The organism is Rhodococcus sp. PD04, assembly GCF_035918275.1.
Classification (GTDB): domain Bacteria; phylum Actinomycetota; class Actinomycetes; order Mycobacteriales; family Mycobacteriaceae; genus Rhodococcus; species Rhodococcus rhodochrous.
The window spans coordinates 77,380-98,869 of record NZ_CP142145.1; the positions used below are offsets into that span (position 1 = coordinate 77,380).

The window sequence follows — 21,490 nt, forward strand, 5'->3', positions numbered from 1 at the left end:
GAATGTCACTACGCTTCTCCTCCCCCGTTGCTGCCCGCTCCCTGCTTCGCGTTCTTCCCGCGTCGCTGATCGGGGAGCTTGCGTGCCGGATTGAGCCTGTTGCCCACCGCTTCCTGTGCGCGCAGCGCCGAGTACTGGGCCAGGAACTGGGCCTCCTTGGTCACCTTGGCCGTGGACTTCGCGCCGCGAGCCAGGGAGTCGACAGCCCGGTTCGTTCCCTCACCGGCGTAGGCCGGGGTGCGGCCCCGCGCTCCCTGGTAGGCGCCGCGGACCGCGCCGGCGGTGCCTGTGACTGGGGCGGTCACCAGACGCCGCGCCATCACGCGGGTCCCGCTGCGGCCCATGGCCCGGGACGCGGCGAGGTTGGACTTGTGCTCACCACCGAGCGCGTTGACCGATCCCACCGCGGCGCCCCTGACCATCCGGCCGCCGGTGAGGACCGCGGACTTCGCGGAGCGGCCGCCGGCCTGCACCGCAGCGCCCGTGCCGCGGCCGACCGCGCCGGGCGCGCGCGAAAGGCGCTGCGCACCCTTGTATCCGGCGTACGCGGTCATGGCCTTTGTCGTAGTCATACCGCGGCGAGCCTGGTCGGCCATGTTCACGTTCATCGAGCCCTGCTGTGGGCGGATCTTCTCGTCGATCTTGCGGATCAGCTTGAAGAACCCGAACAGCACCATTCCGACGATGATGATCTTCATACCGGTGTAGATGCTGTCGGAGCGGAATACCAGGCAGATCAGCCAGATGATCAGGGTCATGATCAGGCCGTAGGCGAAGCGTGCGCTGAATGTGTGCAGCACATTCCACACCCATTCCTTAGCGCCGTTGGTCTTACCGGTGAATGTCGCTCCTGCGAGGACCAGGGGGCCGATCATGAAGAGCGCGAACAGCAGCACGTGCCAGAGCATCGTGATGATCGACAGCGACGTGAGTGCGATCGCAATGACCAGCGTCGCGACGAGAGACGACGCGGCCTGAGTGAGCCGCTGCAGGCCATTGGTGCCGGTGAACGCCGAGTACATCGTGCTCGCGTCAACTCCAGCCAGTGCGGGAGAACCGCCTGTTTGCCCCGTATCACCGTCAGACGCGTCTGTAACGGCGGTGACCCGATCAGCCAGAACCTTCCCTGCAGCGAAATAGGGAACGCACTGCTGCGCATCGGCGAGGTTCTTCGGATTGTTGGCATTCAGGCAGGTCGTGACCAGATCGCCGATGGCCGGTCCGCCCTGCTGCACGATCAGGTAGGTCCGCAGGTCACGGCACATGTCAAGGTTGACGTAGCACGGCAGTCCATCGCCCTTGGTCGCTGCGTCCTGGCCGTATCGGACACCTTCCACAGCCTGCCCGGATCCGGCATCGGGCTTGCCTTCATCGACGTTGATCGCACGTCCACCCGAAGGCCCGAACTGTCCGAGCGCCCACGGCCGGTACGCCAAGGTTTCCGCGAGCACACACGAGGACACCCGCTGCCCAAGAGCCTCGGTGTTCCCCGGCGGGACGTGGCAGAACTCTTCGCCATTGTCATCGTTGAGATCGGACAAGATCGCCGTCGTCAGCGCCGAATTCAACTGCCCGATCATCGAATCGAGCGTGTTTGCCACGACGTAGAAGCCCGCGCCCTGCGGCTCATCGAGGGACTGGTCGCTGTTCTTGTCGGCAATGATGCCGCCGAACATGGCCCCGGCGAGAATCATGACGCCAATCGATGCGACCGCCTTCCCGATCGCGTCGCGGCCCCCGCCCCGCACCGCTGCCATTCCGATCGCGATCGCACCCAGAGCCATCGCGATACCCATCAGCGGCAGCGCAAGGTTGGTGAAGACGTTCGCGACCACCGAGTTCGACTTGTCGTACAGCCAGGCGACCGGGTTCTTCGCCTGCGCGAGTTCCTTGAGCGCGATGGTCGCCTGCAGGATGTAGAGGTTGACGGTGAAGATGGCGTTGCCCGACATCGTCCACATCCATGCCGGAATCGAGCACTGGTCGGGCTTCGCCTCCCCGTCGGCGTCCGGCGAGTACTGCCAGTTCACCCAGTCCAAGCCGCGCAGACCCGAGATCTCGTAGAGGGTGTACTGCGTCATGTCGCCGCCGGCCGCGAGACGGATGTCCTTCGCGTTGTCCGAACGCTGACCCGTTTCCGCATCGACCGCACCAGCCAGGTTCAGGTTCGAGAACCATGCCTCAGGGCCGGAACCCACCGGCTGCTGTTCGAGGTTGGGTGCGGTCATACCGCACATGGCTTCCTTGACGGGCTCCGTGATCGCGTTCGTGATCGACGAGAAACCCCACGCTCCCGCCGGCGCGGCCGAGCCGAGCATCACCGTGGCCGTGACCAGCAACGTCACCACCACCGCGGTTACCACCTGCCACGCTCGACCCGCGAGGTGGCGGACCCGCTGATCCGTCTGCGCACGTCGTGGCGCGAGACGCTGCCGCCACCACGCAACCGCGGCCCCGAGGATCAGCCCGCCGATCGCAGCGGAGGCAGACGAAAGCCACAGCTGGAGCGGGAGGGTGGCCATCAGTGCGGTCTGAGCCAGGAAGGTGGTGAGTGCCGGCGAGGGGCCGATTCGTCGCGAACGCAGTACCAGCACCGCGAGCGCCAGCAGCCCGGTCAGGTAGGCGGTGAAGTACGCATACCTGCCCTCGATCATCGTCAGCCACGACGATGCCGCACCGAGCGCGACGACTACGCCCGCGTACACCAGCGTTGAGACGGCCGCCAAGACGTGTGCCGGGCTACGCCGCCATGCGACGACCAGACCGGCAACCCCGGCCAGCATCGAGGCAACCACGAGGGTCGACACGACGCTGATCTCCTGCACGAGGCCGGCAGCTAGGAACAGCGCCGACACCACCGCGACGCCGCGGAACATCAGACGAGGCTGGGTGAGCACATCCATGAACTTGCGGCCCCACCGCGAGCTGCGGCCGGTCCAGAGCTGTTGAGGGGCAAGGGTAGCCATCAGTGCGCATCCTTCAATCCGGATTCGGTGTACAGGCGCTCGGCAGTCACTGCCGCCGCGGCATTGGCCGCTTCGAGCTCGTCGATGTTGCGAGCGATGAAGTCGTGCCAGTCCTCGTCGAGTTCGAGGTCGTCGGTGTAGTCACCGCGCATGTTGGCTTCGCTGATTCCCGTGCGGACTTCGAGCATCGTGGTCGGGTCGATCTCCCAGTCCCGTCCACTGCCACTGATCGGAATGCTCTGGGCTCGAGGACGGTCATTCGGGTTCGTCTCGGTAGCCCGGGCGAGCTCGGCGAACATCTGGTCCACCGAAACCGTGGCGACGCGGTTGTCGACATCGCGCATCACACACCGACCACCACGAAGCTGACCGCCAGCGCTCTTGCCTTCCTCGAGGAGCTTGCGTGCCAGCGCGACCGTTTCGGTCGTGGTCCCTCCGCTGGTATCCCGCAGCAGCTCCAGCGCACGGGCCGCCTCGACCGGGGACTTCTGCCGGAACATGAAGATGGTGCCGAACTGGTTCGAGTCGGCCTCGCCGGCGTCCTTGGCCTGCTGTTCAATCTCCTGCACGTCGCGGGGCTGCTGGGAGATGAACACGATCACCAGGTTGAGCGAGCGGCCCTGACGCAGGCCACGGGAGAGGATGCCCTGCCCAGTCGGCTGCCGGGCGATCATGTACCCCTCGTCGACGAACAGTGCACGCGGCGGCGTCTTCATCTCACCGGTCACCGGATTCGGCTTCGGACGATCGTCGAAGAGCTTCTGCACCAGATCGAGCACCGTGAACATCGCGGCTGCCGCATTGCGCTCGGACTCCGACCACGTCTCGGGCTGGTCCGGCTTCTTCGGCGGCGCAAACCCGTGGAGCGTGAAGATGACCCGCCGACGGGTCATGTCACCGAGGTCGACTCGCTGGCCGTTACCGACGAGCAGCTTGGCGTAGCGAGTGTCACGAGCACGCTTGAACCGGTTGATCACTCGATCGAGCTGTTCGAGCTTCTCGGTCGCGTTGAAGGCATTCGCGTTGTCCGCATCTTCTGCCATCGGCCGGTACTTCTCACGGCTCTGCTCGAGGAACCGAACCACTGTCCCCATCGACGGCACGATCGGGTCGCCGTGAATGGGTTCGCCGGCCTGTTCGGCGTCGTAGGCCTCCTTCATCACAGCCAACGCCTGCTCGACGATCGTGCGATCGTCCTTGTCGGTGAACAGCACCTCGACCTGGCCGCGGGCGAGTTCGTCAGCCTCGGCGTACGAGTCGGTCAGCGACCACGCATCCAACTGGCCAGCGGCGCCGCGGGCGAGACTGACGATCGTGGTCTCGGCCCAGAACTCCGGGTTGACCGGCTGGAACTGGGACTCCTCGGTACCGAGAATCCCGGCTTCCGCGTCGGCGGAGAATCCCGGCTGCATCACCTGTTCGCCGAATGCGATGTAGTACGTGAACTTCTCGAAGTCGTTCTTCGGGTCGAGCACCATGCACTGCGTGCCGGACTCGGATTCCCAGAAGTACAGCAGCAGGGCGAGAGTCGACTTGCCGCCGCCCGAGGCGCCGATGATCGCGATGCCTGCGCCGCGGTCCCGCGCAACCTGCACGTGCAGCCCGAAGTGGACCGGCGCGCCATTGGTGTAGGTGTAGCCGACCGGGAACCCGCGCCAGCCTCGGGTCCTCCCCCGGTTCGCCTCGACTGCGTCGCCGACCTGGTCATCGGAATCGAGGCGAGCCACCGCCGGCGCCCACACATCGGTGGTGCGCTCGCCGATCTTCACCCCGCCACCCTGCGCAGCGACGAGGCCGCCGAAGATCTTGCCCGTGTAGTCCCCCGGCAGCTGCTCTTTGAGCAGGTGGGACTGGGCACGGGGAACGCGCACCATCTCCAGGTCGCCCATCATCGCTCGGACGTCTTCTTCGGCGGCGACGAGTTCCTTGGGCGTCGGCGCTGAGAGCACCAGCCGCAACCGGCCGATCATCGCGGGCTGCGGAGCGGTACTCGCCTCTTCGAACAAGGCCTGCGCCCGGTCGTACTTGTTCTCGAATCGCGGATCCTCCGAGGCCTGGACCTTGTCGCGGTCGGCGGCCTCATCCTTGATGTTCTTGGCGACCTTGAGGGCTCGGTCCTTGAACTCGGCCGCCGAGATCAGCTCGTAGCGCCACGACAGCTCGACCGGCCGCGGAAGCTGCGCGAGGGCCGGACCCCACGCCATGACCGGGTTGAACTCGAGGATCGGTGCGGACGACGCAACGACGAGGGTTGCGGTGTAGGTCGATCGCTCGTCCCCGGTATCCGGGTCGGTGTCGATGATCTCGACATAGTCCTGCCCATTGCGACCACGGAAGTTCACGGCCATGTCGAAGAAACTTGTCCGCAGCGGCTTCGACGTCAGGATCGGCTGTTCGGACGGGAAGCGGTGCCCGGACAGTGTCTTTCGGATCAGCCAGATCAGGTCGCCGCGGGTGCACGGTGTTGCGCGGAACGTGGCGAGCTGGAGGTGCACCCGGATCGCGAGATCGCGGAACGGCTCGAGATCCGATGCTCGGAACTGTTCGTCGGCGACGGCGGTGACCCGATTCGCGATGGCGCTGAGTGGGTCGGGGACGGTCTCGCCGGTGAACTCGCCGAGCCGCACCATCAGGTAGCGCTGGCGCTCCGGTGTGGATTCGGACAGCAACGCCGACACGTGGCGCAGAAGCTGGCGCATCAGTCGCGACGGATTCCAGGACGTCTTGAGGTAGCCCCGGGCCCACTCCTCCGCCGACGTCGGCCGGTACCGGATGATCTCGTGGCACTGCACCGACTTGCCGTTGAAGACGGCCAGCAGCGTGTTGTAGGTCTGCGCCACCAACTCGGCAGCTGACTGCTTCTCGTCGGCCGTGAGGAACTCGTCGGTCGTGCCGGCGAGCCGCAGCGCGGTCCACACTGAGTCTCCGGAGATGAAGATCAGGTCGTCCGCGTATCGGTACGGCAGCCGTTCCCGGTCCGCCACTGTCGTCAGCTTCTTCTGCCGAGCGCGCCCCGTGGGGGCGGAGGTTTTGCGCGCTTGGACTTTCCGAGCACCGAAGTAGACGACGCAAATGACGAGGACGCCAAGGAAGATGTATGTCACGGGAAGCTACTTCCGGTAGGTGCCGTAAGGCGCGGGTGTGGGAAAGCTGTCGCTGTAATCCGGCATGTCCTCGGGGCGGTAGAGGATGGCCTGCCAGTGCAGATCGGTCGGGTACTCGTCCTTGCCTGTGCCCTGCAGCATTGCGGGCTGGAACAGGTGGTAGTCGATCCAGAGGGTGGTCGATTCGAGGGGCGTGACCCGCCCCTCGGTGTCCTTGGCCACCACGGGGTAGACCGCACCACCGGCTACGATGCCGACCAGCAGTCCGATCCACCACCAGCCGATTCCGAGCAGCCACAGCAGCAGCGTGGTGCCGATCCCGATGGATAGCGCGGCTCCGCCTGCGACACCTGCTCCGACCCAGTCCACGCCAGGGAGGCGGAACTCGTCCATCGAGAACTGACGGGACCGGTGCCGGAACAGGTTGGTCCAGTCATGGGAGATGATTCGGGAAGAGTTGTCGCCGGCGGACATCGCGAGGCTCTACTGTCCGTCGACCACGGATACCCCGCCACCAGTGGTGCCGGACTGGACAGTCTCCTTGCCGAGCGAGGTGGCGAGGCCCGGGATGAAGGTGACCAGCCCAGCGAAGACCCCGGCGAAGACCCACACGCCGACGTCACCGATGCGCTCGCGCATCTTGCCCTTGCCGGAGCCACCGATCTTCACGGCGAGGATGGACCCGAAGACGGTCAGCAGAGTGCTGCCGATGAGGAGGAGATTGTCGCGGACACTCTCTGCGATTTCGTTGACCGTGCCCCACCCCTGCTGCGCGACGACAGCGGTCGACGGGTCTCCCGTCAATGCCAGAACCTGATCCCACATGCTGTGCTTCCTTTCTCGTAAGGGCCGCACCCGCCTTGCGGGCCAGTCGCGGCGACTGCACGATCTCGCATGGGTTCTCCACCCGAACCCGACAGACGCCGAAATTGGCGTTCTACGAGGGACTTCCCCGGGGACTACGCGCTGGGGACCCCTGCAGGATCGAATGGACCGGACGCGGCCTGCGTCGGCTCCTGCGGCTGCACAGGCGTTGTCGGCGACGAGGGCGACGACGATCCACTGCGTGACGAACTGTCGGGCGCACCCGATGACGACGCGGCTGCGCCGCTGTTCGGAACCGGTCCCCCAGACGGATCCAAGGCGGACCCCGTGACGTCGAGAACCGCCCACTTCCCCTGCACGTACCGCAACCGGATCTGGTACGTGCCAGCCTGCTTCGACGTGCTCATCGCACTGGTCCACTCGACAGTCGTCTCCGCGACAACCTCGTCGCCGGACTGGTAGTGGATCGTTCCGCCGGACTCTGTCCGGGCGGTGTACACGGTCACCTTCTCCACGGTGGGGTTGACCAACAAGCCGCGCAGGCCAGCGCGAGCCGCAAACGATGCGTCTTCGGTCAACGTCAGATTGAGCTGCTGGGCATCCGATGATCCCCACGCCTGCAGGAACGGAGAGAGCACCTGATCGCGCAGCTGCGTCGCCAGCTGGGCGTCCTTGGCTCGCGTCTCGGCGTAGGCGGGAGGCGCACCCAACCGGGGTGCCGGCATGAAGCCGACATTGCCGACGACCCGCATCAGCGTCGGGTCTGCACGATCGTTGACCCACACCGGAACGACCGCTTCCAAGGTCTTTTCCGAGTCGTAGGCCACCTGGTACGTCAAATACGCGGCGGCCCCTTCGGTGTAGCCTTCGCGCACCGAGCTGATCTGTCCGGTGAAGACGATGCTCTCCGGTTTCTCTGCCTCCGCAGTCGAAGTACCGGAATAGCCACACCCTGACTCCGTGCCGCTCGTCGCCATCCGAGCCAGCACCTCGCCGCGGGTGCGGACCGCGGCAGTGTTCGACGCGGCCGGACGGGTCAGGCAGACGTTGAGGTACTGCTGACCGAACACCGCTGCCTGCTCGACGGGATACGACGACAGGCGGAACCGCAGCGCCTCGTTCTGCGAGATCGCGCCCTGCGCCGGGACACGCGACGACCCGATGTTCACCCCCACTGCGAACGTGGTGCCGGCCGCCAACAGCAGGACACCCACCGGGATACCCAGCCGCACCGCCCACTGGCGGCTCTTCGTGTGGGACGGATGCCCACCGATCGGCGGGACATCGAAGTCGTCATTGGTGGAGCCGTCGTACTTCGGCGCCGGCTCGTGCTCTCCGCGTACGGCCGAGAACGCGGCCGTTGCTCGCCCGCGCAGGCTGTTACCGGTCTTCTTGTCTTTCGCAGGCGGGGTGTCCGGCGTAGCGGCGTAGGCAGGCTCGGGTTGCGCCTCAGCCGGGGCCCGAGACGGCGCTGGGCGCGGCCGGGTCGGACGTTCCTGCATGCGAGGGGCAGCCCCAGCCGTCCCGGGGGCAACGACCGGTGCGGGCGGCATCGCCCGGCGCGGCGGCCTGCGATCTGGGACCGGAGGAGCGGTCGGTGTGCCAGCAGACGGAGCCGACACTGCGGGCGGATCGGCCGGCGCGGGCGTGTAACCCGGAGCCGGCGGAAGCGGGTGCACGGGCCGATACCCGGGCGGCGGGGTGGGAGCTGACATTCAAGGCCTCACAGATCGGTGGCGTCGGGCGGCGTGGTCAATTCACTGCGCGGGCACATTCAACCTCCGTACTTCTCCACCGCCGCCTGGCCACGATCGGCGTCGCTATCCCAGGGATCGATCCCCCACTCGGTGTCCGTCTCGTCCCACGGGTCCGGGCCGGGATCTGGTCGCAATGGCACGTCGGAATCGACCGGACGCACGGAGACGGGCTCGCGGAGTTGCTCTCTCGCCGGCAGGGGCGCAGCGACGGCCCACGGATCCTCGGCGTCGGCCAGCACGGGCGCAGACGCGGCCTCGTGCGTCGGTTCCTCGACCGAAGCGGCATCCGCCGACAGCACGTGAGCGAGCACCGCGTCCGACCGCACCCGCTCCGATGTCTTGTCGAGCACCTCGTCACGGAGAGCCTCGGCCTGCTCCACCGCAGCCGGATCGCCGAAGAAATCGTGCCGGTTCGGAGGTTCGAGCACGGTCACCAACCGCAGCGGCTCGAACCACATGTTCGGCCCCTCGTCGACGGTGTGCACCGCGCTCAGCGTGGGTGTCTTCGCGATCCAGATGAACTCGCGAGTGTCGGTCGCGTCGTCCTTGGTCAGCTCCTGCAGCGTTCCCAGGGGGATGCGAGTCTCCCGGACAGAATCGGTCATGCCCGAGTTCATCGACCGGGCGCCGGACCACAGCCGCCACCTGCCGCCGATGTCGATCTCGTGCTTCATCCGCGGCTTGCGTTTGTCGACCTGTCCCGAGAACCCGCAGACGGTCTGATCGTCGGCGTCGGATCCGAGCTGAAAACAGAAGAGGTTGTAGACCTGCTCGAGCACCTGGTTCGCCCACACACCGGTGCCGTCGACGGCGACGAAATCACCCCAGCCCTGCGAGGAGAGCGTAACGCGAATGCCTTCGTTCGAGGACTTGTTGAGCAGCCCGAGCAACGCGGCCGCGGCCGCCGTCGACTTCGCGGAGCCGAGCTCTTCGACCTGCACCACGAACGGCTTCCACGGCGTCGCGTCAGCTTTGCGGGAGGTATCCCCGGTCAGCCTCCGGACATCCGCGATGTTCTTCCGCAGCGTCGAGGTCGTGTTCTGCAGATCGAGCAGCACCATCGTCGACACCAGAATGGACAGGCTTCGGTAGTCGTTCGACGGCAGCGAGAACACGACGATCTCGCCCTGCAGCACCGCCCGGACGAGGTCGATCGTGTCGGTCGCGTCGCGTCCCGGGCGCAGTCGACCTCCCAGTGCCGACGAGTTCGCGAACTTCGAGATCAGCGTCTGGCTGTCCCCGATCGCGCCGGCCAGCAGATTGCCTGCACCGCGGGTCTTCTGCCCCATCTCCGCGACCCGCTGCTGTAGATCGTTGACGCGGCGGCGGGCATCGACGTCGGCCATCGAGGGATGCGCACGAAGGACCGCGTCGACCGTCAGCTGGTTGGCTGCCTTGTCGAGGGCGGCCGGGTCGAGGATCGCGGTGAGCGTCTCGAGCCCGCCCTTGCCGGCGGAGAACCCCGTCAGGTCGGCGATGTCGAACGCCAACATCACGACGTCCTCGGCTGTCCTCAAGTACGCCGCGGCGTCGCCGTCACGGTCCACCGAATTGAGGAGCATCGCGGTCTTGCTGTCACCGTTGCCGCGCACCAGCGGGTCGTAGAACGAGGGCTGGGTGCGCGCGTACGGGTGTGGGCGCCGGTAGGCGCCGGAGGACTTCTCGTTCAGCGTGAAGTGATGGAACGCCCGATTCTCTTGCTGCGCCACCTCCGCCCAGTACGAGGGAATGTCGTCGCCGCCCTTGAAATCGATGATGCACGCGCCGCCACCGGTCACCCGGACCTGCTGAGCATTCATCGAATTCGCGAGTCGTGTCTTACCGGTACGGGGGCCGCCGAGCACGAGCGCCGGCAGTTTCAACGCGTCGAGGTCGCAGACGGCTGGGAAGCCGTAGCGGCCGATGCCGACGGCGACCTGCCCCGCATCGTGGCCGCGTCGGCGAAACAGCGTGGTCTTGGCAGAGATCGGATTCAGTGTCATGAGGTCGCCTCGATAGGTGCGATGGTGTGATGGCCGGCGCGGATCTGTTCGGTGACGCGGCGCGCACGCATCCGATCGAGGACACCGACGGGCCGCCAGTTCGAGAACTCGGGTCCTTCGATCTCGCCGAGCTTCTCCCGCTTGAATCGGCGCACCCGGGTGAACACCGCGGTGACCGCGAAGCCGACAGGCAACGCGAACAGCAGCTGCCCGAGTACCGCAGCCCCGGCCGTCGACGTCGCGACGTCCCGCAGCGCGGCGCCGACGTCACCGTCGACACCGGAGGCAGCGTCGGCTGGCGAGGCGCCAGCCAGAGATGTGATGAGCCACGCGGGAAGTTGGAGGGGCTGGAGCACCCAGGCAAGCAACGAACCGGAGATGAGGACGCCGAGTAGGAAACTCAGGGCTGCCCAGGTTGCCCACCACCGCCCGCGGACTCGTCGCCGTTCGACGATGAGCAATGACACCGCAGTCACTGCGATGGTCGCCGGCACCGTGACGATCGGAACGAGCACCGCCAGGACGCGGGCCGCGATCGGTAGTCCTGCAGAGGTTTCGTTGGATCGCCCTGGCGACCTGGGGTCCTCGTCGTAGCCGTCCTCGTCGGACATCGTGCTCCCTTCACCGGAATTCGGTCGGAAGCAGTCTCGGAAACGCCTTCTCCAGGTCCCGGCACGTGCGAGTTGGCCGGCGTTGGCTGCAGTCGGGAGTCGTGTTGCAGCCGAGAGGCCGCATCGCTCGTCCGGTAGTTTTCGAACAAAGACCGCCGAAGTACGGCGGGCGGAAGGTTGGGGAAACGCTCGTGACCCGGATGAAGACGTACGCAGGAACGGCGCTCGCTGCGCTGTGCTTGATCGGTGTCTCGGCATGCGGTTCATCTGACGATGACGGCAGCGAAGCGGCGGCTGGGACCGGGGCGTCGACCGCCGCCTCCGCGACGCGTTCTGGCTCAGTGAGTCAGGTCGACGGGCGCGTCATGTTGGAAGTGAACTGGAACAAGGAGCAGAAGAAGATCGGGTTCGACAACGTCTCCCCTGCGCTCGCGTCCGTCACGTGTGAGGGGACGGGGCCGTCGTTGAATGCGGATGTTGCCTTCCCCAATGACATTCAGGTCAAGATCGACGGTGCCGCCAAGACTGTTGTACTGACGGCGCCGGAGATACAGCCCGTCACGAATCCGATACGCGCGGAGTCTGTGACGTGGGGGATGAACGGAGTGGAGATCGACGGCACCGGCGACGTGCAGTTGAAGTTGGCGGGTGAGGATTCCCCGCGGAACGCCAACGCGATCTTCTCCTTCTTGGTGACTTGCTGACGGACGACTGTCCGTCCGTCTCGCTCGGGCCCGAGGTGTTGAGACATCTCGGGCCCGAGCTGTATCTGAACCGTCCACGTGGCTGGCAGGAAGCGGCAACCGCTCTGCGTCATGGTCCAGTTCGCAGGGGGTAGAGCGGGTCGGCCGGCTCCCGTAGAGCGTCCCTCGTGAGGCGAGTCGACAAGATTCTCAGCAATTCGAGCAAGACTCCCTGGAGTCGGGAGCGGGTTTCGCATGTTTTCGCAGGTCAGCGGCAGTATGATTGCTTCGCAGCCTGCTAAAAAACCGCGGATTCTGTTAATTCTCGCTGCATCTCAAGTAGTCGTGACCTGGGGTTTTGTGGCGGAACAGGGATGTATTTCAAGTAACGTCCCGTTTTGATGGTGCGAGCAGCGCTAATGACAGTTAGCGCCAACACTGATGCGATGACCAGGAATGTGGCGATCACCGACTTTGAGGCGGTCCGCCTATCCGCACGCCGAGGGAATCCGGTCATTTCGGGCGTCAGGTGACCGACGCCGACGGGTGCTGAATCCCCCCTCGCCACGGCCCATTGCGACTCATCGACCCGCTGCGGAAACCCCAAGATGAGGGTTCGGCCACCTCATGGCGCAACCCGTTATGTCACGTGACGTAACGGGCCGGTGAGGCCGCCCAACTACCCGCCCGACCAGGACATTCCCCTCCGCCAGCCAACGCCCAGCGGCAACTGAAACACCCCGAACATCGGCCCGACAGGATCCCAACGACCTGATCGCCAGACGCTTGGAGCCGCCGATGACCTACCGCAACCGCCCCTCCCGCATCGCCGTCGCAACGCTGCTCGCCGCCCACCACCACATTGACCCTCGCCGCCTGCACCCCCACCAGCGACAATGCCCCGAAAGTCACCCGAATCGGAGGCGACCCCAAGACCTAATGGGAGCTACCGACCCCCACGACTGTGGCAAGGTTCGGTGTAGGTAGCGACCGGCGGGATAACACTCTCAAGACCAGGCGTGGCCCGTCCCCGAGCAGTCGGGCTGATGCCTGAACTCAGACCGTGTACCCGCCGGTCGTGAGGGAAGCGGTGATCGCTGATGGGATGACGTACCCCGATGCCGTGCGTGTCGGTGAGTACTCGAGCCATTAGGTCGCCGACGGCTTTCCTCCGCTACCGGACCGAAAAATAGTGGATAGCAGCCTGTTCGGAGGTTCACTCCATGTTGTTCATCGGCGATGACTGGGCGGAAGGCCATCACGACATCGAGGTCGAAGACGACGTCGGCCGCCGGTTGGCGCGGATACGGCTGCCGGAGGGCGTCGAGGGGCTGGCCCGATTGCACGAGGTGGTGGCCGAACATTTCGATTCTGACAGCACCGGCAGCAGTGACCTCCCCGAGGGTGCGGTCGTGGTCGGGATCGAAACCGATCGTGGGGTGTGGGTGTCGGCGCTGCTCGCCTGTGGCTATCAGGTCTATGCGATCAACCCGATGTCGGCGGCACGATATCGGGAACGGCACGGTACCTCGGGAGCCAAATCCGACGCCGGCGACGCTCACGTTCTCGCCGAGATCGTCCGGCTGGACCGGGGTCATCACCGCCAGATCGCCGGGGATTCCCCGCAGGTCGAAGCCCTGAAACTGCTTGCCCGGGCCCACCAAGGCCTGATCTGGGACCGGACCCGGCACCTGCAGCGGATGCGGTCGGCGCTTCGCGAGTACTTCCCGGCCGCATTGACCGCGTTCGACAACCTCGCCGCCCCGGACACCCTGGCATTGCTGCGCAAAGCTCCCGATCCGGATCGCGCAGCACGACTGACCACCGGGCAGATCACCGCGGAACTGGCCCGGGCGCATCGGCGCGGGGACCGCACCGCCACGGCCACCCGCATCCGCGATGCGCTGCGGGCACCGGCGCTGCGGCAACCTGCTGCGATCGAACATGCCTACGCGGTCGTCGTCGCCGGACAAGCGCGCATGCTCGAGCATCTGGCCGAGCAGATCGAGGAGCTCGAGCAGGAGGTCAAGCGCAGTTTTCGTCGGCACCCGGCCGCTGAGATCGTCCGCAGCTGTCCCGGACTGGGAGACGTGCTGGGCGCCCGGGTGCTGGCAGAATTCGGCGACGATCCGCACCGATACCGTAATGCCAAGGCCCGCAAGAACTACGCCGGGACCTCGCCGATCACCCGAGCGTCGGGAAAGAGGAAGACGGTGTCGGCGCGCTACGCCCGCAACAAGCACCTGGCCGATGCGTGTCATCAATGGGCGTTCTGCTCGATGAACACCTCGCCGGGTGCTCGGGCTTATTACGACGCGCTGCGAGCCCGGGAGGTCGGCCATCATGCCGCGCTGCGTCAGCTCGGTAACCGGCTCGTCGGGATTCTCCATGGATGTCTGAAGACCGGCACGATCTACGACGAGATCACTGCCTGGCCACACGCCCCGTCAGCAGTTGCTGCTTGACACAGATACGCCATGGGATGTCTGGGTTCGCGTCCACACCATCGAGCTCTCCGACGGAACGTCCGTCCTGTGCCTTTGGGAGCAGAGCACCGGCTATGACGCCGGCGGCCTCAGCTGCGACTGGGCGAACAAGACCACCCCCAGCGAGTAGCCACTCCCCTCCCTCAACCTCAAGGACATCTCGATGCCGCCGAACTTCCGCCTCACATACGACTACGACGACCCCGACCTGACCCCACCCTCCCCCGGGGTCGACCTGATCATGCAGGTCGGACTCGTGGAATCGCTGCCCGGAATCGGTCCCGCCACCGGCGGACAGTACATCGGAATCCCCCGCGCGATCGGTCCGCTGCACACCCGTCTCTGGAGACCCCACGACCAGGTCGAGATGACCCTCCCCAACACCGATCTGCAGCTCTGGCACGCCCCGTTCCACGTCGCTGGCCATAGCCACGGCGAGTTCAAGCTCTCGGAACGGCGCGGCTGGCACTGGCTACGGTGGACGGTCGCCGACCATGTCGCACACGACCTCCGCCAGCTCCGGACTGAAGCGGACCTCGGGGTCACTCCGGTCTACTCCGAGACGGCGAGCGATCCGCTGGTCATCGTTCCCTGTGGAGCCGCCAAAGCGCCCTTTCCCTGCCCGGCCGGAGAGCTGTACACCGGCAGCTACCACCGACTCACCCGCCGCGCCGCCGATGCCCTCACCAGCAGCGACAACATCCGCATCATCAGCGCCCTCCACGGCCTACTACCCCTGGACCAGGTCATCGCACCGTACGATCTGCGCTTCGGCCGACCGGGATCCGTCACCGCCGAGCAGCTCCAGGAGCAGGCCGATCAGCAGGGACTCCTCGGACACCCCAATGTCGTCATCCTGGCCGGACGTGACTACACCAGGCTCGCGCAGCAGGTGTGGCCACACGCCCGCACCCCACTCGCTGGCACCCGCAGCATCGGAGAACAGCAGCATCGCCTCGCACGCATGGCAATGCACCGATCGCAAGCCTTCTGATGAACTGGCTGATTTCCGCAGTGGGGTCGATACAGTGGGGCAAATCTATGGGAAGGCACGTGATGGCGTTCATTTGTGTATGCGGTGTGCGGTATCCATCAGCTAGTGCTGCTGTCGGATGCCCGCGGTGCGGTGCACGGAAGATCGTGCGTCAGCAGGTGCAAAACGCTGTGGTTCCTCCCCGTCCGCGATCCAAGCCTGGCAAGAAAAAGCAGGTAAAGCCGCTCGCGATTGGCGGTGAGTCGGTCAAGAATGCCGTTCATCTAGCGGTTCAGAGCCACATAGCCCGAATCGGACTTCCCGACAGGGAAGTTCTTGAATCCGGGTCACCAGTCAACACGGTGATGCAGCACATTGCAGACTCATGTTCGCCTGCGGAACTGGCGCGTCTACGCAATGAAGCCCTTGAGCTCCAACAGTCCTTAAGCGCTCTCATAGAACTGGAGTTCACCGAACAAGCGAAAGAGCGACGGAGAAAGAACCGCCGTAAGCCGACGCAGGTCCGTACCGTCGTTGGCGGTGGCCTCCCCGGTATGGGACATCGCGGATAGGCCGGCCATATGACAGACTCCAGATCACTCCTCCGGGCACTGTGCCTGGCCCGGTTCCAATAGGAACCGCGGTCCCACCGAGGCGTCGGTGCTCCTCGGTAGGCTCCCTCCAGACAGGAGAGGAGCGGCGTTGACCACAGAGCACTTGCTGGGAGAAACCATCCTTGCCGCACCGGCCCCGGTGGCCGCGGGTAACCCGGAGCTGTCCACAGCCCCCGTCCTCTCCGCTGAATCCAAAGCTCGCATCGTCGCCGTTCTCGAACAGCGCCACTCCCCCTCCACTGCCCGCAACTACCGGCAGGACTGGGAGAAGTTCACCGCCTGGTGCAGCGCCCACGGCCACATCTCGATACCGGCCCACCCCGCCGTCGTCGCCGACTACCTCACCGAATGCGCGGACCTGCGTACCGAGACCGGCGAGCGCGCCTACTCGATGAACACCCTCGCCCGGTGGGTCGCCTCGATCAACTACTGGCACCGCGCCGTCGACCACCGCGCACCCGGCGAATACCAGCTCGTCAAGGACACCATCTCCGGTCTGCGCCGTACCTACGCCGCGGCCGGCGACCGTCCCGTCAAACGCGTCGCGCCGCTCGAGCTCGCCGAGATCGAGCACATCGTCACGACTCTCCGCGGCGAGGCCAAGACCTGGCAATCCCGAACGCGCGAGCGCCGCGACTCCGCACTGCTCCTCCTTGGGTTCCTCGGTGCGTTCCGCCGGTCAGAGCTGTCCGACCTGCAGATCCGCGACGTCACCATCCACTCCAGCGATGGCCTCCACATGCGGGTCCGCCGCTCGAAGACCGACCAAACCGGCCACGGCCTGATCAAGGCCGCCCCTGTCGCCCTCACCCACACCGTGTGCGGCCCCTGCGCCTACCGCCGCTGGCTCGACGTGATCGCCGCCCACCAAGCTGCCGGCCGACCCGGCATCATCCGACTGCTCCGCACCGACGACGAGCCAACCGGTCACGTCTGCCATCTCCCCCACCCCCAGCTCACCGACATCGACGTGCCGGTGTTCCGGCCGATCCGCGTCAACGGCAACCTCGGCGACACCGCACTGTCCGGGCAGGCCATCCACGCCGTCTACCGCAGGGCAGCCCACGCCGGCGGCTTCTCCCCCGCGAAGATCGCCCAACTCGGCGGCCACTCCGTCCGCGCCGGGTTCGTCACCGAAGCACTCCGCAACGGCGCACAACCCCACGAAATCCAGCGGCAGACCGGGCACGCCTCCCCCACCACCGTCGGGATCTACGCCCGCGAGCACAACCCGCTGACGGGCAACGCTGTCACCCGTTTCGCTCGCTGACCGAAAGTTGTTCGCGAGCTGCTCGACGCGGACCAGCACCGATCAGATACGAACGGCGGCGGCCTGCCCGTTGTCTCGGGACAGCCCACCGCCGTTTCGCTATTCGGTCTTACCGGCTGCGGCTATGTCCCGTACGCCAGGGCCGCGACTGCTACGGCCGCCGCCACCGGGGAGAGGAACAGCAGCGGGAACTCCTCGGCGATCCGCAGCCGGATGACGCCGCGGTACGAGGCGAACGCAATCCCGAACACGACGATCGCGGCGATCAGCAGCAGCCACCACACCGGGTCAAACGCGCCGACCAGGTCGGGGACAAACGGCGGCGCCTCCGGCTTGACCTCGGGAATCTGAGCGAACGCAGGGGGGACGGACACGAAGCCTCCTATGTGGTGCGGATCGCTCGATCGGGGTGCCGAGCGTGAACCGAGAATCTCCCATCGGGCACCGACGTGTTTCACCGTCACAGGCAGGGATCAGTGAGTGCGTCACTGTCTGTGGCACCACCACCAGGCGGCACGACCACCAGGCGGCACTCCCTGGCTCGATGTTCGCGTAAGTGATGTCCTCGGGGAGATATGGCGCCCCACCACTCCAGCGCCCCCAGACCGGCTACGCCTCCCCGCCACCGTCGAGATCTTCGCCCGCGAGCACAACCTGCTAACCGGCAATGGCGTCACCATCAACACTGTCGGAGCGGTGGGGCGACTCCTGCCGGGAAGAAGTCGAGGCGGATCGCTTCCGACCGCGGTACCTCGTGTGAATCGATGATGCTCCGTGCACAGGCAGGGTCGCATGACTATGCGAATACTCGAATTGTTCGCTGCCTTCCTCGCACACCGGTGCTCGAGACCAGCCGGCGTCCACCAAGTCTCGAACTCAACCGCGCACGCTTTCCCCGCATATCCCCGGCGCTTCACCACAGACCAGGGACGATCAGCGCAGGTGGAGACCCATCACCACATCGACATCTGCTGGTCATCGACCGAACGGCGCCGCCGCGATCGGTTGTCCGACGTCCCTTCCACCGGCTGGTCCGTTGACCACCTCGTCCTCGCCGGACTTGCACCGATCCCGGTCGCGTCGCCGATCTGCTCCCACGTCATCCCAACGCGCAGCGCGCGCTGCACGTCCAGCACCGGATCGACACCGGCGCGATGTGCGATCGCGATCCGCGTCAGCAGCCGCGCCTCGCTGTCGTCCCGTAGTTGGTCTGCCGAGTGGGCGCGGGCAGGGCCGATCGCGCTGTCCACGACTCGGTCGAGCAGCACGTCGACCTTCTCCGCGAACAGGTCAGCGGCGTCAGCGAGTCGCTCGCGGTCGACCCAGGGCTCACCCATGTCGGCAGTGTAAGCAGTGGAAACGGCCCCTCGCATGCGATAACGACCGAGGACAACCGGCGGCTATCCGAGGAGGAAGCTGCGCGCAGTCTCCAACGTTGGCTCGACGACATCCATCGCGTAGACGTTCCGGTGCGAGCTGCCCCAGTTGTACGGGGCGTGAGCGGCGGGGTGACTGAAGTTCGCGATCGCGGTGGCGACGCCGGCGAACTCGGCGTACTCGAGCTGCTCGTTCGCCGGATCGATCCGCTCAACATGCTTGAGGTGCGGCGCGATCAGCGACCGAAGTGCCTTGCTCTGCAGGATCACCATGGTGGGCTCGAGGATCCGGATCGTCGCCGCAAGGTGCGGGAGGCATGCCCGGTCCATCGCCGGCACCTGCGCGGCCTGAAATCGGCGGCCCTTCGCCGAGTCGACCGGCCGCACCGCCGAGCACAATCGCTTGTTCACCAGGGCATAGCACTGCATGACGTGCTGCGGCACCGGGTCATTCGCCAGCGGCAACAACTCCCCAGCACGGTCATCGCCCAGGCCGCGGCCGAACGCGGCGCGCAGTGCGCTGGTGGTGCCGAGCATGTGTGCATGGCGGGCGCCGAACCTCATCCCGATCGCTTCGTCCTGTTGCAGTCGCCGCGTCTCGAGGGAGATGTGCCGGTCCGGGCGCCCCATCTCCATGCCCAGCACCAGCACTCGCAGGGGGACGCCGTCTTCGAATAGGTCGTAGTGCAGGCCCACGTGAGAGAGCTGTCCTTCGTAGAAGTCGGCAGCCTTCTTCGCGGCCGCACTGCCACAGCTGGCACTGGATCGGCAGACGAAACCGCCCGCACCGAACACCGACCTGGACATGTACTCGTCGAGCTCAGCGATCCGCTGACGGGTCCGCACCGGGTCACTCGTGAACTGAGCCATCTGCGCAACCTACCGGCGGCCGCCCAGCACCCAGCCCGACTCACGGATTGCCGTGCTGAAACACCTGGACCGGCCCACTCCTACGTTTGCCCCAGACCAGCACCGACGACCAGGAGAACACCATGACGACCCACTCCGACAGCCCCGCCACCGTCGCGCACATCGAGATTGCGCCAGGCGAGCTCACCCACATCACCGGCGCCGTGATCGTCGGCGCCCACGACGGCCACGTCCGCGTCACCGGCACCGTCGAACTGTCGGACGTCATGCCCAGAATGGTCAGCGTCGAGACCGAGGCCGGAACCCTCTACCTCGACCAGGATTTGCCGGTCACGATCGTCAACCCGACCCTCCAGTCGAGCGAGGACCGCGACGACATCGAGGGCCTGGCTCACACCGTCGGCCTGCTCAAGGCGTCTTGACCCCCACGACCAGCACATCGACTCGCCCCGGAAGGAAACAAGGACCGCAGTGACCACTACCGCTCACATCAACGAGGCCGTCTACATCGACCCGCGCGCCGGGAACGACAAGTTCTACCGGACCTTCACCTTCGGCTCCGCATGGGTTTCCCAGTACGGCCGAAACGGCACCCTGGGCACCTTCACCAAGATCGTCGAGACCGCCAGCCCCGAGGCGGCAGTGAAGGCCGCCGCCGCCAAGTTCGCCGGCAAGGTGAAGAAGGGCTACGAGCCCGTGCGCTCGGGTGGCGTCGAAACCAGCACCGTCATCACCGCGGACAACCTCGCGGTGCTCGATACGCTCGTGGAGAGTCTGCAGAAGGGCGACGCCGTCGGCATCGTCACCGAGCCGGTCGCCGCCGTCGAGATGGATACCCGTCGTGAAGACTTCACCGCTGCCGCTGTCGAGGCACTGACCGCCACCTCGTTCCTCGGGGAGCCCGCGGTCGCCGAGGACACCATGCCCTCGCTGCCGGTGCGACCGATGCTCGCCTCCGTGCAGCCCGCCGAGATCGTGGCGGACGCGATGGACTCCGACGACTGGTGCGCCCAGTTCAAGTACGACGGCGACCGCGTCGTCATCGAAATCGACAACGGCGAGATTCGCGTCCTCAACCGCCAGGGGCAGGCGAAGGTCCGCAACGTCGGACCGTCGCACCTGCATCCGTTCAGCGCCTTGCACTCCGGGCGCTGGGTTTTCGACGGTGAGGTAGTGGGACGCACCCTGGTGCTCTTTGACCTCATCGTCGCCACCGACGGCATCAACACCTGGGCGCGCGAGTCCATGGGGTTCCCGGTCCGCCACCACACGCTCACCATTCTCACCGAGGTGTTGGGCATCCCCGCCGTCGACAAGGCCACGGAGGGCAGCCCGGTGGTGCTCGCGCCCGTCGCGGTGACCGCGCAGCACAAGGCTGACATGCTCGAATCCGCTGTGGCCGAGCAGCGCGAAGGCATCATCCTGCGCCACTACTGCGGGACATACGAGTCCGGTCGCCGCTCGACCATGCTGGTCAAGCACAAGCTCATCAAGGACGTCGACGTCGTCGTCACCGCCCTGCACCCGGTGAAGGACTCCGCGGAGCTCGCCGTCCACGACGCCGAGGGGAACCTCGTCCAGGTCGGTACCGCGTCCACCATCGGCAAGGGCGCAGTCGAGGTCGGTCAGGTCTGGGTGGTGACGTTCCTGTACGTCGCCAACCCCGAGCACCCGCGGATGGTTCAGCCGCGCCTGATCCGCCAGCGCCACGACAAGGCCCCCACGGAGTGCCTGCTCGACCAGTTCGCCGACGCAGGCACCAACAAGGCCGTCTGACCAGCACCCGATCGGCGTCAGAAGCCCCCGACACCACCCGGTGCCGGGGGCTTCCTGGTGCTGGCGGGGTGCGCGCCCCCCTCAGCGAACCGGCCGCAGCTGCCCGATCTCGGCCCGCCGAGTCCCGTCCGGATCGGCCACCATGAGGTAGCGAGGTGACCAGCGCAGACACGGTCGGCCGCTCAAAGTGTCCTGAC

16 protein-coding genes are annotated in these 21,490 nt (G+C 66.2%); 6 read left to right on the top strand and 10 right to left on the bottom strand.

Features of this window, described 5'->3' with window-relative positions; translation table 11 throughout:
• Window positions 1-8: 8 nt before the first annotated feature.
• The 7 genes from U9J23_RS27015 to U9J23_RS27045 form a co-directional block, all read right to left on the bottom strand.
• The gene (locus tag U9J23_RS27015) at window positions 9-2,966 is read right to left on the bottom strand and encodes a hypothetical protein (protein WP_326603588.1); all 2,958 of its coding nucleotides are present in this window, start codon (window positions 2,964-2,966) and stop codon (window positions 9-11) included.
• Window positions 2,966-5,950, bottom strand: coding sequence for an ATP-binding protein (locus U9J23_RS27020; RefSeq protein WP_326603590.1), 2,985 nt, complete (start codon window positions 5,948-5,950; stop codon window positions 2,966-2,968). The genes U9J23_RS27015 and U9J23_RS27020 overlap by 1 nt, the downstream gene beginning before the upstream one ends.
• A gap of 126 nt (window positions 5,951-6,076) precedes the next feature.
• Window positions 6,077-6,544 carry a hypothetical protein gene (locus U9J23_RS27025; protein ID WP_193904229.1) on the bottom strand — a complete coding sequence of 156 codons (468 nt, stop codon included), beginning with the start codon at window positions 6,542-6,544 and terminating at the stop codon, window positions 6,077-6,079.
• A 9-nt stretch (window positions 6,545-6,553) separates the two neighbouring features.
• Window positions 6,554-6,895, bottom strand: a complete 342-nt coding sequence (locus U9J23_RS27030; protein WP_193904230.1) for a hypothetical protein — start codon at window positions 6,893-6,895, stop codon at window positions 6,554-6,556.
• A 134-nt stretch (window positions 6,896-7,029) separates the two neighbouring features.
• Window positions 7,030-8,397 (bottom strand): conjugal transfer protein, encoded by a 1,368-nt coding sequence (locus U9J23_RS27035; RefSeq protein WP_193904231.1) that lies wholly within the window; start codon window positions 8,395-8,397, stop codon window positions 7,030-7,032.
• Between the two features lie 272 nt (window positions 8,398-8,669).
• A complete protein-coding gene (locus U9J23_RS27040) occupies window positions 8,670-10,634 on the bottom strand; it encodes a hypothetical protein (RefSeq protein WP_326603593.1) in 1,965 nt (654 codons plus the stop codon).
• Complete coding sequence (locus U9J23_RS27045; protein ID WP_193904233.1) at window positions 10,631-11,245, bottom strand: hypothetical protein; 615 nt, start codon at window positions 11,243-11,245, stop codon at window positions 10,631-10,633. The genes U9J23_RS27040 and U9J23_RS27045 overlap by 4 nt, the downstream gene beginning before the upstream one ends.
• Window positions 11,246-11,436: 191 nt before the next feature.
• On the opposite strand from U9J23_RS27045, the gene U9J23_RS27050 reads away from it, so the two are divergent.
• From U9J23_RS27050 to U9J23_RS27065, 4 genes are all read left to right on the top strand, one after another.
• Window positions 11,437-11,949, top strand: a complete 513-nt coding sequence (locus U9J23_RS27050) for a hypothetical protein (RefSeq protein WP_193904234.1) — start codon at window positions 11,437-11,439, stop codon at window positions 11,947-11,949.
• A 1,202-nt stretch (window positions 11,950-13,151) separates the two neighbouring features.
• Window positions 13,152-14,393: an IS110 family transposase gene (locus tag U9J23_RS27055; RefSeq protein WP_019288849.1), complete on the top strand. Its 1,242-nt coding sequence runs from the start codon at window positions 13,152-13,154 to the stop codon at window positions 14,391-14,393.
• Between the two features lie 184 nt (window positions 14,394-14,577).
• Entirely contained in the window at window positions 14,578-15,408 is an 831-nt protein-coding gene (locus U9J23_RS27060) for a DUF6884 domain-containing protein (RefSeq protein ID WP_326603598.1), read from the top strand.
• Between the two features lie 681 nt (window positions 15,409-16,089).
• Window positions 16,090-17,271, top strand: a complete 1,182-nt coding sequence (locus U9J23_RS27065) for a tyrosine-type recombinase/integrase (RefSeq protein ID WP_326603600.1) — start codon at window positions 16,090-16,092, stop codon at window positions 17,269-17,271.
• A gap of 122 nt (window positions 17,272-17,393) precedes the next feature.
• Here U9J23_RS27065 and U9J23_RS27070 read toward each other — a convergent pair whose 3' ends face one another.
• The 3 genes from U9J23_RS27070 to U9J23_RS27080 form a co-directional block, all read right to left on the bottom strand.
• Complete coding sequence (locus U9J23_RS27070) at window positions 17,394-17,645, bottom strand: hypothetical protein (RefSeq protein ID WP_193904238.1); 252 nt, start codon at window positions 17,643-17,645, stop codon at window positions 17,394-17,396.
• A 579-nt stretch (window positions 17,646-18,224) separates the two neighbouring features.
• Window positions 18,225-18,608, bottom strand: coding sequence for a hypothetical protein (locus U9J23_RS27075; RefSeq protein WP_193904239.1), 384 nt, complete (start codon window positions 18,606-18,608; stop codon window positions 18,225-18,227).
• A gap of 63 nt (window positions 18,609-18,671) precedes the next feature.
• A complete protein-coding gene (locus U9J23_RS27080) occupies window positions 18,672-19,517 on the bottom strand; it encodes a hypothetical protein (protein ID WP_193904240.1) in 846 nt (281 codons plus the stop codon).
• 122 nt (window positions 19,518-19,639) lie between these two features.
• On the opposite strand from U9J23_RS27080, the gene U9J23_RS27085 reads away from it, so the two are divergent.
• Both U9J23_RS27085 and U9J23_RS27090 read left to right on the top strand, forming a co-directional pair.
• Complete coding sequence (locus tag U9J23_RS27085; RefSeq protein ID WP_193904241.1) at window positions 19,640-19,939, top strand: hypothetical protein; 300 nt, start codon at window positions 19,640-19,642, stop codon at window positions 19,937-19,939.
• Between the two features lie 49 nt (window positions 19,940-19,988).
• Complete coding sequence (locus U9J23_RS27090; RefSeq protein WP_229568565.1) at window positions 19,989-21,293, top strand: ATP-dependent DNA ligase; 1,305 nt, start codon at window positions 19,989-19,991, stop codon at window positions 21,291-21,293.
• The last annotated feature ends 197 nt before the right edge of the window (window positions 21,294-21,490 follow it).